The organism is Burkholderia sp. MSMB1589WGS (genome assembly GCF_001636105.1).
GTDB classification, from domain to species: domain Bacteria; phylum Pseudomonadota; class Gammaproteobacteria; order Burkholderiales; family Burkholderiaceae; genus Burkholderia; species Burkholderia humptydooensis.
Genome location: NZ_LNJT01000008.1, coordinates 268,354 through 284,020, shown reverse-complemented (window position 1 = coordinate 284,020; position 15,667 = coordinate 268,354). Strand labels below are relative to the sequence as shown.

9 protein-coding genes and 2 pseudogenes are annotated in these 15,667 nt (G+C 70.4%); 5 read left to right on the top strand and 6 right to left on the bottom strand.

Features of this window, described 5'->3' with window-relative positions; all coding sequences use genetic code 11:
• Window positions 1-14 precede the first annotated feature (14 nt).
• The 4 genes from WT16_RS19310 to WT16_RS19295 form a co-directional block, all read right to left on the bottom strand.
• The gene (locus WT16_RS19310) at window positions 15-1,151 is read right to left on the bottom strand and encodes an ABC transporter permease (protein ID WP_015603534.1); all 1,137 of its coding nucleotides are present in this window, start codon (window positions 1,149-1,151) and stop codon (window positions 15-17) included.
• Window positions 1,148-2,092 (bottom strand): ABC transporter ATP-binding protein, encoded by a 945-nt coding sequence (locus WT16_RS19305; protein WP_059930134.1) that lies wholly within the window; start codon window positions 2,090-2,092, stop codon window positions 1,148-1,150. Before WT16_RS19305 ends, WT16_RS19310 begins: the two co-directional genes overlap by 4 nt.
• Window positions 2,089-3,000: an HlyD family efflux transporter periplasmic adaptor subunit gene (locus WT16_RS19300; RefSeq protein ID WP_167359320.1), complete on the bottom strand. Its 912-nt coding sequence runs from the start codon at window positions 2,998-3,000 to the stop codon at window positions 2,089-2,091. Before WT16_RS19300 ends, WT16_RS19305 begins: the two co-directional genes overlap by 4 nt.
• A gap of 106 nt (window positions 3,001-3,106) precedes the next feature.
• Window positions 3,107-3,802, bottom strand: coding sequence for a TetR/AcrR family transcriptional regulator (locus WT16_RS19295; RefSeq protein ID WP_015603517.1), 696 nt, complete (start codon window positions 3,800-3,802; stop codon window positions 3,107-3,109).
• Window positions 3,803-4,046: 244 nt separating this feature from the next.
• On the opposite strand from WT16_RS19295, the pseudogene WT16_RS19290 reads away from it, so the two are divergent.
• From WT16_RS19290 to WT16_RS19285, 3 genes and pseudogenes are all read left to right on the top strand, one after another.
• Window positions 4,047-4,858: pseudogene (locus WT16_RS19290) on the top strand (ATP-binding protein); the annotation flags it as partial.
• 33 nt (window positions 4,859-4,891) lie between these two features.
• Window positions 4,892-5,047: a hypothetical protein gene (locus tag WT16_RS34485; protein WP_171845213.1), complete on the top strand. Its 156-nt coding sequence runs from the start codon at window positions 4,892-4,894 to the stop codon at window positions 5,045-5,047.
• 62 nt (window positions 5,048-5,109) lie between these two features.
• Window positions 5,110-5,409 carry a hypothetical protein gene (locus tag WT16_RS19285; RefSeq protein ID WP_231892082.1) on the top strand — a complete coding sequence of 100 codons (300 nt, stop codon included), beginning with the start codon at window positions 5,110-5,112 and terminating at the stop codon, window positions 5,407-5,409.
• 110 nt (window positions 5,410-5,519) lie between these two features.
• Here WT16_RS19285 and WT16_RS19280 read toward each other — a convergent pair whose 3' ends face one another.
• On the bottom strand, window positions 5,520-7,910 hold the full coding sequence (locus WT16_RS19280) for a transglycosylase domain-containing protein (RefSeq protein ID WP_063533985.1): 2,391 nt from the start codon (window positions 7,908-7,910) through the stop codon (window positions 5,520-5,522).
• Window positions 7,911-7,917: 7 nt separating this feature from the next.
• The gene (locus WT16_RS19275) at window positions 7,918-13,959 is read right to left on the bottom strand and encodes an MG2 domain-containing protein (RefSeq protein WP_063533984.1); all 6,042 of its coding nucleotides are present in this window, start codon (window positions 13,957-13,959) and stop codon (window positions 7,918-7,920) included.
• A 391-nt stretch (window positions 13,960-14,350) separates the two neighbouring features.
• On the opposite strand from WT16_RS19275, the gene WT16_RS19270 reads away from it, so the two are divergent.
• Both WT16_RS19270 and WT16_RS19265 read left to right on the top strand, forming a co-directional pair.
• The gene (locus WT16_RS19270) at window positions 14,351-14,905 is read left to right on the top strand and encodes a hypothetical protein (RefSeq protein ID WP_063533983.1); all 555 of its coding nucleotides are present in this window, start codon (window positions 14,351-14,353) and stop codon (window positions 14,903-14,905) included.
• Window positions 14,906-15,040: 135 nt separating this feature from the next.
• A pseudogene (locus WT16_RS19265) lies at window positions 15,041-15,597 on the top strand (hypothetical protein).
• The last annotated feature ends 70 nt before the right edge of the window (window positions 15,598-15,667 follow it).

The window sequence follows — 15,667 nt, the reverse complement described above, 5'->3', positions numbered from 1 at the left end:
CCATATGTCACGCCCTAGTCGAGCGTGCGCCTGTAGAAGCGCACGGCGACGGCCATCACGACGACGGTGAAGATCGCGATCGGCCACACCGAGGGCCAGAGGTCCGCCCAGCCGTTGCCCTTGAGCAGAATGCCGCGCACGAGGCGATTGAAGTACGTGAGCGGCAGCAGGTTGCCGATCCACTGCGCCCACACGGGCATGCCCGCGAACGGGAACATGAAGCCCGACAGCAACAGGCTCGGCATGAAGTAGAAGATCGTGAGCTGCATCGCCTGCAACTGGTTCTGCGCGATCGACGACAGCGTGATGCCGACCGTCAGGTTCGCCGCGATGAAAAGCAGCGCGGTGACATAGAGCGCGACGAGGCTGCCGACGAACGGCACCTGAAAGACGTAGCGCGCCGCCGCCAGAATGATCGACGACTGCACGAGCCCGATCGCGATATACGGGACGAGCTTGCCCGCGATGACCTCGATGGGCAGCACGGGCGTCGCGAGCAGATTTTCCATCGTGCCGCGTTCGCGTTCGCGCGTCATCGCGAGGCCCGTCATCATGACCATCGTCAGTGTCAGAATCACGCCCATCAGGCCCGGCACGACGTTGTACTGCGTGATGCCTTCCGGGTTGTAGAGCCGGTGGATCCGCACGTCGAACGCGGCGGCCCCGCCGTTCAGATGCGCGAGCGGCCCCGTGATGTCCCTGTCCGCGACCGACTGCACGAGCCCGGGCAGCGCGGCGAGCGGCGCTTGCGTCGTGGTCGGATCGGTGGCGTCGGCTTCGACGAGCAGCGCGGGCCGTTCGCCGCGCAGCAGCCGGCGCGAGAAATCGACGGGGATCGATACGACGAACTGCACGTCGCCCCGCGCGAGCGCGCGCCGGCCGGCGTCGTCGTTCGGCAGCGTCGCGACGAAATCGAAGTAGCCGGACTGCTTCATCGCGGAGACGAAGCTGCGCGAGAACGGGCTCTGATCGCTGATGACGGTCGCGGTGGGAAGATGCTTCGGGTCCGTGTTGATCGCGAAGCCGAACAGCGCCAGTTGCACGATGGGCAGGCCGATGATCATGCCGAACGTGATGCGGTCTCGCCGCAACTGGATGAACTCCTTGAGGACGATGCCCCACCAGCGCGTCACGGAAAAGAGTCCGCTCACGATGACGCCCCGTAGTTGTCGGCGGTGCGGCCCATCATGTAGATGACGACGTCTTCGAGCCCGGTCTCGATCGGCTCCACCCGCACGGGCAGGCCGGCCGTCGCCTGCGCGATCGCCGTTTCGAGCGCCGCGGGATCGCGCCCGCTCGCGTGCAGCGACGAACCGAAGACGACCGTCTGGTCGACGCCGGGCGTCTTGCGCAACCGCTCCGACAGCTCGGCCAGACGCTCGCCGTGAATCGCCCGCGTCACGAGTGCCTGCGACGCCGTGATGTCCTGCGCGCTGCCCTGCGCGAGCAGCTTGCCGTATGCGAGGTAGGCGAGCTTGTGGCAGCGCTCCGCTTCGTCCATGTAGTGCGTGCTGACCAGCACCGAAATGCCTTGCGCGGCCAGCCGGTGCAGCTCTTCCCAGAAGTCCCGGCGTGCGGTGGGATCGACGCCCGCCGTCGGCTCGTCGAGCAGCAGCAGCTCCGGTTCGTGGAGCATGCACGCGGCGAGCGCGAGCCGCTGCTTCCAGCCGCCCGACAGCGCGCCCGTCAACTGGGCGGCGCGCGTTTGCAGCCCGAGGTGCTCGAGCGCACGCTCGATCTTTTCCTTGCGGTTGCGCATCCGGTAGATGCGCGCGACGAAATCGAGGTTCTCGCGAACCGTCATGTCGTCCCAGTACGAGAAACGTTGCGTCATGTAGCCGACGTTGCGCTTGATCTGCGCGCTCTCGCGCACGATGTCGTAGCCGAGGCACGTGCCGCTGCCCGAGTCGGGCGTGAGCAACCCGCACATCATGCGGATCGACGTGGTCTTGCCGCTGCCGTTCGGCCCGAGAAAACCGAAAATCTCGCCGCGCGCGACCTGCAGCGACACATCGTTGACGACATGCTTGTCGCCGAAGCGCTTGTTGAGGTTGCGCACGTCGATCGCGAGCGGCGCGTCGCGCGTGTTCATCGCAGCGTCACCGAGACAGGCTGGCCGGGATGCAGGCGCCGCGCATCGTCGACGGAAGGGCGCGCCTCGACCATGAACACGAGCTTCGAGCGGCTTTCGTTGCTGTAGATGACGGGCGGCGTGTATTCGGCCGAGCTCGACACGTAGGTGATGCGGGCCGCCACGTCCGACGCGCAGCCGTCGCAGCGGATCGTCAGCGCGCGGCCGGGCGCGAGCGATCCGACCACGGCCTGCGGCACGAAGAAGCGCACCTTCACGTTCTGCGGCGGCAGCATCTGCACGACGGGGCTGCCTGCCTGCACCCATTCGCCGACGCGATAGAGCGTGTCGTACACGCGCCCGCCGGCGGGCGCGGCGACGCGCGTCTGATCGAGCTTCCATTGCGCCTGCGCGACCGCCGCCTGCGCCGCTTCGACGAATGCGGCCTGCGCGAGCAGTTGCTGCGGTCGCCCCGGCAGCCTCGCGACCTCGACCGCGTCGGTCAGCTCCCGCACCTGGGCGCGAGCCGCGTCGGCGGCCGCGCGCGAATCGTCGAGCTGCCCCTTCGGGATGCCGCCCGCACGATACTGCGCTTCGTCGCGCGCCGATTGCAATTCGGCCTTGCGAGCCGTCGCGACGGCCTGCGCGAGCTGCGCGCTCGTCACGCCGACTTCGGGCGCCCGCTTGCCCGTCCGGAGATCGGCGAACTGCGCGCTCGCCGCGGCGAGTTGCTGCTGCGCCTGCCGCAGCGCATTCGCCTCGTCGACGGATTCGAGCGTGAAGACGACGGCGTTCGCGTCGACGTGCTGGCCGCGAGCGACGTCGAGCCGGGTCAGCTTGCCGGACTGCGACGAGGCGAGATACACGAATTCGCCTTCGACATACCCTTGCCAGGCCGTCTCGTCCCGATGCGAGCACGCGCCGAGCATGACGCACGCGGCGGATGCGGCGGACGCTGCGCCGATCGGGAGCGCGCGCGCAAACGGGCGCAAACGCGGGCGGAGGCGCGGGCGGAAACGCTTCATGGCGTGGACCTCATGGATGCGCGGCGCGTGGCCTTGCCGCGGCCGCGCGCTTGCCGGGCGGCGTGAGGCCGTTCAGCAGGAGCGCCGTGACGTGCCGCTGCAATGTCTCGCTTTCGATGGCCGGGAAGCCGGGAACGCTCTGCAGCAACTTGGCGATCGCCTGGGGCAGCATCGCGAGCGCGACGATCGAGCTGAACAGGAGCGGCCCGTCGAGCCCGGGGTTCACCGCGCCCGTCTGCTGCGCGCGCACGACGCGGGCGCCGAAGCGCTTGATGCTGTCGAACGGGATGCGCGTGATCATGCGCTCGCGCAACATGCCGCCTTCGTTGACGACCTCGCGGAACCACAGCGGCGGCAGCCACGGCATGCGGCGCGTCACGTCGAACAGGCGGCTGACGAGCTCGCTCGTCATGACGAACGGATCGGCGTTCGAATCGCCGGTGACGGCGTCCCAGACGAAGCCGATGGAAGGGGCGAGCCGTTCCTCGACGATCGCGTCGAGCAGGATTTCGCGATTGGTGAAGTAGTAATGAACCAGCGCCGACGTGACCCCGGCGGCGGCGGCGATCTGGGCGATGGTGGTCGCCGCGATGCCGCGCTCGGAAAAAAGGCGGGTGGCGGTGTCGAGCAGATGCTCGCGCACGTCGAAATTCTCGACCGAAGGGCGGCGGCCGCGTGGCTTGGCTGGGTGACGTTTCGTGCTCATGGAGCTGGATATTAATTGATGAGTTAGTTAAATTCAAGGCGGGAAAATTCAACGTGGAATGAATGCGCCCGGGCCGTTGCCGTGCGCGCGCTCCCGCGCCGATGCGGGCAGGGATTCCCCGTATGGGGCGGCCATTCGATGCGGCCGTCATCCGGGTTGTGGGAAGCGGTTTTTCGGTCCTGCGCGATGCGCCGGCCGCTTTCCGTCCGATTCTCACCTGATTCCGCACGAACCGAACCGCGCCATGTCCGAATCCGCCAGCATGCAGATGTCCGAAGCGATCGTCGAGCAGCTCAATTGCGGCGTGTTCTCGGTCGACCGCGACATGCGCATCCTCGCGTGGAACGGCGTCATGCAGTACCACACGGGCCGCTCGCGCGAGAACGCGATCGGCCAGGTCTGTTCGTATTTGTTCCGCTTCGACCATTCGCGGCCGATCACCGGCACGATCGACGCGATGCGGCAAAACTGCAGCTTCGTCCCGCTCGACGACGGAGGCGGCGGCATCGGCGCGGTGGGCGTGACGATCGTCGACGCAACCGATATCTGCATCGCGCATGAAGCGCTGGAAAACCGCGAGAAGCGGCTGACCGATGCGCTCGCCGAGCTGACCGCGCGCCATGCGGAGCTGTCGGACCTGAATCGCCAGCTCGCGCACGCGCATCAGCAACTGCTGCAGTCGGGAAAGCTCGCGGCGATCGGCCAGCTCGCCGCCGGCATCGCGCACGAGATCAACAATCCGGTCGGGTTCGTGCTGTCGAACGTGAATACGCTCGGCGGCTATCTCGACGCGCTGATCGCGCATGCGCACGCGGTCGGGCGGCTCGTCGCCGAGCGGCAGCCGCAGCTCGCGCCGGCGCTCGCCGACGAATCGAAGGAAGGGCTCGCGCGCGTGCGCAAGACGCGATCACGATCCGCGCGGGCATCGACGCGGGCGATGCCGCGCGGATCTGGTTCGAGGTCGCCGACGCGGGCTGCGGGATCGCGCCCGAGAACCTCGAGCGGATCTTCGATCCGTTCTTCACGACGAAGCCGGTCGGCAAGGGCGCGGGGCTCGAGCGCATTCGCGAGGACGGCCTGAACGCGTTCGTGATCGTCGTGCCGGCCGATGTCCAGACGGGCGCCGTCGACCGGGTGAAGGCGTTCGGCGCGATCGGCTTCGTCGCGAAGCTCGTGATGCTGCTGCCGGACGCGGCGATCCGCAAGATGAAGGCGGTGCTCGAGCAGTTTCTCGATGCGCTGTGAGTGCGCGCCGTCGCGGGGGAAGTGTGCGCGACGCGGGCCGGCGCATCGGGCGCGAACGGTGCGTGGCCGAGCCGGCCCAGCCGGCGACGCCGACCGCGGCGACGAAGACGGCGCTCGCGACAAAGTCGATCCCGACGGCGGCCGTCGGTCCCACGCGATCGAGGATCGCGCCGGCGAGGGGGCTGACGATCAGCCCGGGCGCGATCGCGGCGAACGTCAGCCATCCGGCCCACTCGGGCGACGAAAACCGCGCCAGCACGAAAAGCACCAGCGTCAGGACGAACATCCGTCCGGCGAGGCGCGAGAAGATCGCAGCGACGAGCAGCGGCGGCAAGCCCGGGATGTTCAGCAGCGAACGATAGGAATCTGGTCGGTTCATGGCGGCCTCCGCGGCGCATTGCTCGCGGCCATCTCAGGGTCTGTTGACATACGGAACGCACATCCGTTGCCACGAGAACGGCCGCTCGCCGCGTCACGGCTTCGGATTGGCCGCCGTCCTCGCGAACGCGCCGCGCACCTCGAAGCCGACCGCGTCCGCGACATCGCCGCGCGCGTCGACGAGCTCGAGCCGGTGCGATCCCGGCCACGGCATCCACGCGAGCCGGTCGCCGTGTCCGATCACCTTGCCGTCGAGCCGCCACGAGAAGCGCGCCGCGCGCCCCGCCGCGCGCTCGAACCAGATCCGCTGATGCTTCGGCGGAATGTCCGGATCGATCGCGAAGATTGTACCGTCGGTCGGCGCGCCGATCGAAAGCGGCGCGCGCGGCCCGCCGGCGCCGGTCGTCGCGGGCGCGGCGAGGCGCACCGTGTCGAGCGCGGTGCCGGCGACGAACCACTCGGGGCGTGCGGGCTCGACGTCGCGCTCGAACGCGACGCGGCGCTGCTCGACGCCCGCGGGCGGCCGCGGTGCGCGGCTCGCGAGATCGCGGTGCAGGTAGCCTGCGATCGCGGCCCACACGGGCGCCGCACCCGTGACGCCGGACACGTCCCACATCGGCGAGCCGTCCGCGTTGCCGACCCATACGCCCACCGTGTAGCGCGACGTGTAGCCGACCGCCCAGTTGTCGCGCATGTCCTTGCTGGTGCCCGTCTTGACCGCGGAGAAGAAGCGCGTCGCGAGCGGGCTGTCGAAGCCGAACGTGCGCACGCGCGCGTTGTTGTCGGCGAGGATGTCGGTGACGATGTAGCTCGCGGCCTCGCTGAATACGCGCGTGCCGGCCGTGGCGCGCGCGGGCGGCGCGGCCGGCCTGGACGCGGCCGGCTTCGAAGCGGCTGTCGTGGAAACCGCCGCCGTGGAAGCCGCTGACCTGGTAGCCGCCGACGTCGCAATCGCCGACTTCGACACGCTCGACACGCTCGACGCGGAGCGCGGCGACCTGAAGGCATCGTTCCCGCCGCCGCCCGGCACGTCGAGCGTCGCGCGCGCGACGCCGCCGTTCGCGAGCGCGCGATACGCGTTCGCGAGCGACAGCAGCGTGACGTCGGCGCTGCCGAGCGCGAGGCTGAAGCCGTAGTAGTCGCCTTCTTCGGCGAGCGGCAGCCCGAGCGCCGTCAGCGTGCGCGCGAAGCGGTGCGGCGTGACGAGCACGAGCGTGCGCACGGCCGGCACGTTCAGCGACCCGCCGAGCGCGGTGCGCACGCTGACCCAGCCCTTGAAGTGCTTGTCGTAGTTCTGCGGGATGTACAGGCCGCCGCCCGCGGCGAGATCGATCGGCGCGTCGTCGAGCAGCGACGCGGCGGTCAGCCGCCGCTCGTCGATCGCCTGCGCGTAGAGGAACGGCTTGAGCGTCGAGCCGGCCTGGCGCGGCGCGAGCACCGCGTCGACGTCGCGCGCGGCGGACAGCGCGCCCGACGAGCCGACCCACGCGCGGATCTCGCCCGTCGCGTTGTCGATCACGACGACCGCGCCGTCCTGCACGTTGCGCCGCTGGGCGGGCGCGTTCAGCTCGGCGAGCGCGCGCGTGAGCGTGTCGCGCGCGAAGCGCTGCAGCGGCGCGTCGAGCGTCGAGCGCACGCGCGCGCCCGCGCCGGGCCTCACCTCGGCCGCGACGCGCCGCGCGAAGTGCGGCGCGAGCGCTTCGCCGTCGTCGCGCGCGGCGGGCGGCGGGGCGGACGTCACGAAGCGCACGTAGCCGTCGAGCGATTCGCACGGCTGCTCGGCGCGCATGTCGCGCAGGATCCGGCACGCGCGCTCGGCGATCTTCGCGGCGGACGCGTTCGGCGCGCGCACGAGCGCGGCGGCGACCGCTGATTCGCGCACGTCGAGCCCCGACGGCGCCTTGCCGAACAGCGCGTGCGACATCGCGTCGAGCCCGACCGTTTCGCCGCGGAACGGCACGAGATTCAGATACGCCTCGAGGATCTGGTCCTTGCGCCAGCCGCGTTCGAGCCGCAGCGCGTTCATCGCCTGCACGGCCTTTTGCGGCAGCGAGCGCTGGCCCGAGCGGCGCGGCGTGTCGCTCAGGAGGCCCGCCAGTTGCATCGTCACCGTCGACGCGCCGCGCGTTCGCTCGTTCCACAGATTGCCCCACGCGGCGCCCGCGATGCCGCGCCAGTCCACGCCGCTGTGCGCGTGGAAGCGCTTGTCTTCCGATACGACGATCGCCTCGCGAAACGCGGGCGACACGTCGGCGAGCGCGATCCAGTCGCCGCGCCGCTCGGCGAGGTCGACGCGCGTGCGCTGAAGCGGCGCGCCGTCGCGCGCGAGCAGCACCCAGTCGGAGCTGCGCCAGTCGCGCCGCACGTCGTCGTAGGCCGGCAGCGCATGTGCGGCGAGCGGCACGGCGAGCATCGCGGCGGCGAGCGCGCGGCGCATGGCCGACGGCGCGGCCAGCCGCGCGAGCATCGGTGCGAACCCGTTCATCGCCCGCTCACGGCTTGCCCGCGTCGGCCGGCTTGACCGTCATCGGCGGGTTCGGCCACAGCCCGTACACGGACGGCGCATACAGCGCCTCGACGCGCGTCGGCGGCAGCCCGAACGTGCCGGCGTTGTTCACGCGCACCGTGTACTCGACCGTGAGCTTGCCCTTCGGCAGATAGTCGTAGTACGCGCGATAGCCGTCGAAGTCGCGCTCGACGAACGCGGGCCGCGCGCCATCGGGCGACTTTTCGCCCTCGCCTTGCGTGGCGGCCTCGGAATCGCGGCCGAGCCCGGAGCCCAGGATCGTCGCGCCGGCCGGAATCGGATCGTTGACGACCACCCACGTCATGTCGCTTTGCGCGTCGATGTCGACGCGCACGCGCAGCACGTCGCCGCGCGTGAGCACGCCCTTGACCGCGGGCGACACCGGCGTGACGGTCTTCGCGATCCGGTAGCCGGCCGCGAACGGCGCGCGCAGCGGCACCGCGGCGAGGCTTTCGATCGTCGCCCACGGGCGGCCGCTGCCTTCCTGCACGATCGACAGCGTGCCCGGCGCGCGCGCGCCGCGCGGCCACGGCAGCGTCACGCCGCGCGCGGCGGCGGCGCGCGTCGCGACGGCGGGCTTCGCGCCCGCGGGCTGCGACCACGCGACCGAACGCGCATCGCCGCCGAGCGCGATCTTCGTCGTGCCGGCGACGCTCGCGCTCTCGTACGCGCGCGAGAAGCGCTCGATCGCGAGCAGGCCGAGCGCGTTCGCGGTCGTCGTCTGCCATGCGCCGTTCTTCTGCAGCGCGAGGAGGCCGGCCGCGACGCGCGGCATCTCGTCCTTCCAGCCCGCGTCGCCGGCGAACTCGAGCGCGAGGCGCGCCGCGTTCGTCTCGTTGCTCGTCATCAGCCACCACAGGTCGTCGTCGCGCGCGGTCGAGAACACGAGCTGCGTGCCCTGATACGTCAGCCGCGCGCGCAGGATCTGCTCGACTTGCGCGCGCTTCTCGTCGCGCTGCGCGATGTCCTTCACGCGCGCGAGGATCGCGTGATAGTCGAGGACGGCCGACGTCGGCCACTGGTTCGGCGCGATCTCGATCGAGCCGAGCATCCGGCCTTGCGCGGCGCCGTGGCGCGAGAGCGCCTCGATCGCCGCGAGCTTGCGCAGGTCGCGATCCTGGCGCGGCGCCCACGCATCGCGCTCGATGCGCCCCTCGACGAAGTGCGCGAGCCCGGATTCGAGTTGCGCGCGCACGTCCTCGGGCAGCGCGAAGCGCGCGTCGGCGCGGCTCGCCTCATCGGCGAGCACGAGCAGGTACGCGGACAGCGACGGGCTGCCGTAGTGCGCATCGTCGGACGAAGGCGGGAAGTAGCTCGCGAGCCCGTCGCGGTCGAGATAGAGCGGCAGCCGTGCGGCGAGCGCCTGCCATTGCGCCGGATCGCGCAGGCCGATCGCGCGCGACGCCTGCTGTTCGAGGCAGCGGTACGGATAGCGCTCGAACCAGCGGCGCACGCCCGGCAGGCCGTCGGCGAGCCTCGATTGCAGCGAGACGGCCACGCCGCCCGCCGGCGCGCCGTGCGCGTCGAGCGCCGCGCCGGCGGGCGGCGCGACGGGCACGGCCAGCGTGCCGTCGACTTGCGCGAGCGTCGCCTGCTGGACCGTCACGGGCAGCGCCGGCACCACCTTCTGCGCGAGCGTGAGCGCGTCGGCCGCGCGCGGGCCTCCTTGCTCGGCCGCCTCGATGCGCCAGTTCAGCGCCCCCGCCGCCGCGCCGCCGCCCGCCGCCGCTTCGGGCACCGTGACCGTCCACGCGATTTCCCGCGCGGAATCGGGCGCGAGCGACACCTTCTGCGGTGCGACGTCGACGCCCGGCACGCGCGGCGTCACGACGACGTCCATCTTCCGCCCGGTCGTGTTGCGCACCGTCACCTGCGCGCGGAACGCGTCGCCTTCGCGCACGAGCGGCGGCAGGCCCGAGATCAGTTGCAGGTCCTGCGTGCTGCGGATCGTCGCGCTGCCGGTGCCGAAGCGGTCCGCGCCCGCCGCCGCGATCGCGACGATCCGAAAGCGCGTGAGCGCATCGTTGAGCGGCACGTCGACGCTCGCGCCGCCGTTCGCGTCGAGCGTGACGCGCGGATTCCACAGCAACAGCGTGTCGAACAGCTCGCGCGTCGGCGCCGTCCCGCCGCCGCCGCCCGCGGGCACCGCCTTGCGCCCGAAGTGGCGGCGGCCGACGATCTCCATTTGCGCGGTGGCCGTCTCGACGCCGTACGCGCGCCGCTGCAGCATCGCGTCGAGCAGGTCCCAACTGCGGTTCGGCATCAGCTCGAGGAGCGCCTCGTCGACCGCGGCGAGCGCGATCTGCGTGCCGGCGGGCGCGGGCTTGCCGTCGGGCAGCGTGACCTTCACGCGCACGTGCGCGGTGCCGCGCACCGGGTAGCGGGCCGCGTCGGTCGTCACCGCGACGCCGAGCCGGTGCGCGCCCGTGCCGACCTTGATTTCGCCGAGGCCGTAGCGGAACGCGGGCCTGGACAGGTCGACGAGCGCGGTTGGCGCCTCGTAATGGCGGCCTTCGCGCCAGAACGCGCGCGCCCATTCGAGCGGCGCCTTCCAGCCCCACGTGAAGAACGAATACCACGGCACTTCGCGCAGCCGCCCGCGCAGCGCGAGCACCGATACGTAGACGTTCGGCCCCCACGTGTCGCCGACCTTCAGATCGACGGTCGGATTCTTGCCGTTCAGCTCGACGACGTGCGTCTCGATCACGCCGTCGCGCTCGACGGCGACGAGCGCGGTTGCGTAGCGGAACGGCATGCGCACCTGGAAGCGGGCGGTCTCGCCCGGCTCGTATGAAGTCTTTTCGGGGATCACGTCGATCCGGTCGGTGTTCTCGCCGCCGAACCAGAGTTCGTCCTCGCGCGTGACCCATACCGACGTCGACGCGTTCGACGCGCGGCCGTCGCCGTCCTTCGCGACCGCGATCAACTGCACGTCGCCCGCCTGCGAAAGCGTCGCGTCGCACGACAGCCGGCCCTGCGCATCGGTCTTGCCCGAGCACAGCACGCCGAGCTCGCGCGTGTCGCTCCGGTTGTCGTATGCGTAAAAGCCGCCGACCATCCGCTTGCGCGAGGAGGTCGTCACGCGCGCGACGCCCTTGATCTCGACGGCCGCCGACGCGCGCGGCTTGCCCTGCAGATCGACGACGAGCGCCTGCACCGGCACGCGCTGGCCGACCGACACCCAGTGGCCCGCCTTGATGCCGGCGACGACCGCGGCCGGCCACAGCATCGCGTCGCCGCGGATCGTCTGCACTTCGCCGTTCGGATCGGCGAACGTCGCTTCGAGCGCGACGCGCTTCGGCGCGTCGACGTCGGGCAGGCCCTTCAACGTCAGCGCGCCCGAGCCGGTTCGATCGAGCGTCAGCGCGATCTTGTCGGCGACGAGCTTCGTCGCGTCGGGATCGTTGCCGCGCGATGCGCTGCCGCCGTCCTCGCCGTCCTGCGCGTCGTCGTCGGCCGCGGCGTCGTCCGTTTCCGGGCGGTACGGCGCGAAGCCGAAGTCGGGGTAGCGCTCGGCGAACGGCGGCGCGGCGCTCTTCACGAGCGCCGACACCTGCACGGGCAGGTTCGACGCGCCGCCGCCCGATACGTAATCGATCTGCACCGCGAGCGGCGCGTCCTTCGCGCCGACGAGCGGGCGCGCCTGCGCGTCGCGCACGCCGATCGAGCCTTTGAAGACGGGCAGCCGGAATGCCTCGACGCGGAAGCTGCCGCCGTAGTAGCTCGCGCTCGGCGCGTCCTCGGGGCCGTCCTCGAGCTCGACGCCGTATTCGCCGAGCTTCGCCGCGGCGGGCAGCGCGAAGCGCGTGTCGGCGGTGTGATCGGCGGCCCACGCGAGCGGCACGCGATAGGTCTGGCCGCTGCCGAGATGGCGGATCGTCGCGCGCGACGGATAGCGCGGCGGGAACGCGAGGCCCTGCAGCGTTTGCGCGCGCACGAAGTGCTTCATCGACACCGTCTCGCCCGCGCGCAAGAGCGTGCGGTCGAACACGGTATGCGCGCGCACGGTCGGCGTGCCGCTCATGTCGGTCGGCACGTCGAAGCGCCACGATTCGATGCCGCGATTCCAGCTCGATCGCACGAACGCCATGTCCGGGCCCGTCTTCGGATCGTCGACGCGGGCCGATACGAAATAGTCGCCGTCGCCCTTCGAATAATCGCATGCGCGCTTCGGCTCGAAGGGCGTGTCGATCGTGAGGAGCCCTTGCGCGTTCGTCTTGCCGGCCGCGATCCCGTCGCCATTGCAGTCGGACACGCGCACCTGCGCGTTCGGCACGGGCTTGCCCTTGTCGAGCGTCGTCACCCAGACGACGCTGTTCTCGCGGCCGAGCTTCAGATGCACGCCGAGATTCGTGACGAGCACCGCGGTGCGCACGTACATCTTCGCGGGCTTCGCGAGCAGCGAGCGGCCGAGCGCGGGCGACGCGAGCTCGAGCACGTGAAAGCCCGGCCTGTCGATCGGCACGCCGACGATCTCGAACGGGCGCAGCGCCTTCGGGTCGGCCTTCGGCAGCGTCAGCGTCTGTACGCCGGGCTCGCCCGCGAGCAGCGACAGCGAGCGGATGTCGATCTGCCGGCGCTGCGGCTTCGGCGGCCTCTCACCCGCGGCGAGCGGCGCGTAGACGGGATGCTGGCCGCGCGCGAGCAGGCCGGGGCGAAGCTTGTCGATCGACTCGACGGTCATCGCGCGGCCGTCGAAACGCTCGACGAGCCGCATCCAGCGGCGGATCTCGTTGTCGTTCTCGACCTTCAGGTTCGAGAACTGCGCGCCGCCCGCGTTCAGCCCCGCGACGCGCAGATCGGCCTCGACGTTGCGCAGCGTGACGGGCACGAGCGCGGGCGAATCCGGCTCGGCGAAGCGCTCGACGATGCCGAACGTGCCCGACGGGAATTTCGCGAGCGGCGGCATCGGCGCGGTGCGCGTCGCGAGCGGGAACAGGTCGGCGTTCGACAGCGCGCGGCCCGTCACGTCGCGCAGCGCCGGCGGCAGCTCGATCGTCAGCGCGGCCTGCGCGGGCAGCGGCGCGGCGAACTGGACGCTCGTGACCTCCTCCGAGCGATCGTCGGGCTTGAAGCGCGGCGCGATCGCGCCGTCCGGGCCGCGCAGCCGGGTCTTGTCGGCGGCGCTGCGCGCGACGGGGGCGTTGAACGACAGCGTGAGGGGGCGCAGCGGCGTGCACGGCGCCTTCGCGTTTTCGCGCTCGCACGAGAAGCTCGCGGCGAACGGCGCGCGGACCGTGAAATCGTAGCGCCGCTCGGTGTCGTTCGCGACGCCGCTCGGGCTCGCGACGCCTCGGCCGTAGACGAGCTGCATCTTCGCGCTCGCGGGCAGCGCCTGCGCGCACGCGAGCGTCAGCACGCGCGCGGCGTCCTTTTTCCAGTGGAAGTGATCGAGGAGCGCGGCGCGCGTCAGCGCGTCGGCGGCCGCGACCGGTATGCGGTTGCCGATGCCGGCCGCCTCGCACCAGATGTTCGCGAGCGCCGAGCGCTCGTCGGCCGGGCCGTTCAGCTTGACGACGAACACCTGCCGCTCCTCGATCTCGCGCGCGCCCGGCCGCACCGACACCGGGAACGGGCCGCCCGTCTGGAAGGCGAAGCGGCGCGGGCCCGTCACCGCGTTGCCGGCGACCGAGCGCAGCGTGTCGTTGAGCGCGACCGTGCAGCGCGCGCCGGGCGGCAGGTCGCTCTCGAAATCGTAGGCCCAGGTCTTGTCGTCGAGCCAGCGGCCGTGGCCGCGCGCGGCGGCGGGATCGGCGCACGCGACGCGCGCGGGGTCCGGCGCGGATGCCGAGCCGAACGCGACCATCGCCTCGTCGAACTTGACGACGGTCTGCCGGACTTCGGCAACGGTGCCTTGCGGCGACACGCTCGTCGTGCGCGCCGCGTCGGCCTGCAGCGACAGCGCGGCGGCGGCGCCGAGCGCCGCGACGGCGCCGATGCGCGAGAGCAGCCGGAGGATCGGTGGGTTCGGCTTGTTTGGCTTGTTCCGCTTGTCGTCGTGCTTCATCGCTCGATTGCCCTCTGACGGAAGCTTTCGGTTTGATTGCACGGAATTCTAACCGAGCCGGGTGAACGAAAACGGCGCGAAAAGGGGCGGCGAGCCGGCGTTCGCGCGCGCCCGGAATCGCTGGCCGATGTCCGCCACGCCGAATGAAAAACACTTTTACACGCTTACGTGCGCGTGAATGTGGTCCGCATGCCGGATGCGCATCGCATCGGCGGTTTCGGCAAACGGCAATCGAATCAACGGCCCGGCGTTTCGGGTTGGCTTTTTTCCCGCGGCAAGCAATCGACGCGAAGACCTGTCCGCAATCGTTGAATTCGTATGAACATTCTAAATTGCGAAGTGAAATCGTCTATAGAATCGCAGTCCTTCCTTAAAACAAAAAACAGGCGAAATGACCGAAACGACCGTAGTCAGAATGGCTCGTGCCGACGATTATCCGAATATTCTTTCTCTGCAAAAAGCGAATCAAATCGGCAATCTCAGCGAAGCCGAGCGCAAGAACGGCTTCTTGTCCGCCGAGATTCCCGAGGATCGGATCGGCGCGCTCGCGTCCGACACCGGCATCGTCGTCGCGTACGAGCAGGCCGAATTCGCCGGGTTTTTCTGCATTTCCCGTCTCGCTGCGTGGCGCGGCAACGCGATCATCGATGCGCTGGTCGAATCGTTCGAACGGAGCGGTGAATATGCGTCGAAAAACATAGCGGAAACCGTGTGCCTGTTCGGGCCGATGTGCCTGAGCCGGGTGGCGCGCGGAAAAGGCCTGCTCGAAAAAATGATCGCACTCGCGATCACATCGGCGAAACCGCAATTCGGAAATGCGATCAGTTTCATTGCCGTCGATAATGCGCGCTCCGTCAATGCGGTCGCCAAGCTCGGATATCGGCCCGTTCGCCGCTTCACGTCCGGCGAGCACGAATATCACGCGCTGATCGTCGATTTCGGTTGAGAAGCCGCGCAAGACGTTTCCTGCGGTGGAATGCGCGCGCGGCCTACCAGAACTGGTAGCTGGATTTGCGCATTTTGCCGATCTAGCTTGTGTCCGGTGGTCCGACGCAAAAAGCCACGGGGACAAGGGCAGATCATGAACACGACCAGGCAGGACGGGAATCGGCCGCGGCTCGACGCGCCGCCATGCGAGCGCGGAGGCGGCGACAAGAACGACGACACGCGGCTCCCCGATTGCAACGCAAGCGCGCGGCGGCGCGACGATGTCGCCGCAAAGCGTCCGCGCATGCGCAGCGTCGCGAACGGCGACGCGCTCCGCGCCGGCGCGGACGCCGAATGCCGCAACTATCCGAACGCGCGAAGCCGCGCGAGCGCTTCGAACGCGACGCGCGCCGGCCATCGGCACGCCCGATGCCCGGCGATCGTCCCGGTCGTCCCGATCGTCATGGTTGGCGCGATGCCGCCGGATGGCGCGCGAGACGGCGTGCGCGGTGCGATCGGGCGTGCGCGCACACCGAGGCGGGCGCGCGCGCCGCTGCCGCAAGCCGATGGCGAACGCGGCGCATCCGAGATCGCGAGCTTCGATCCCATTTTTTTTTCTATCACCGCCTCCGTTCGCGCGGCGGCTGGCAGCACGCCGGCCCGACACACATGCGGCGCGTGAAGCGCGATCGCGTCGCGACGCAGCGGTGAGGCGAGCGAGGCCGCCCGCCTGGCGGCGAAGGGCGCGATGCGAAGGTGAGCCGGGCATCCGCCCGTGACG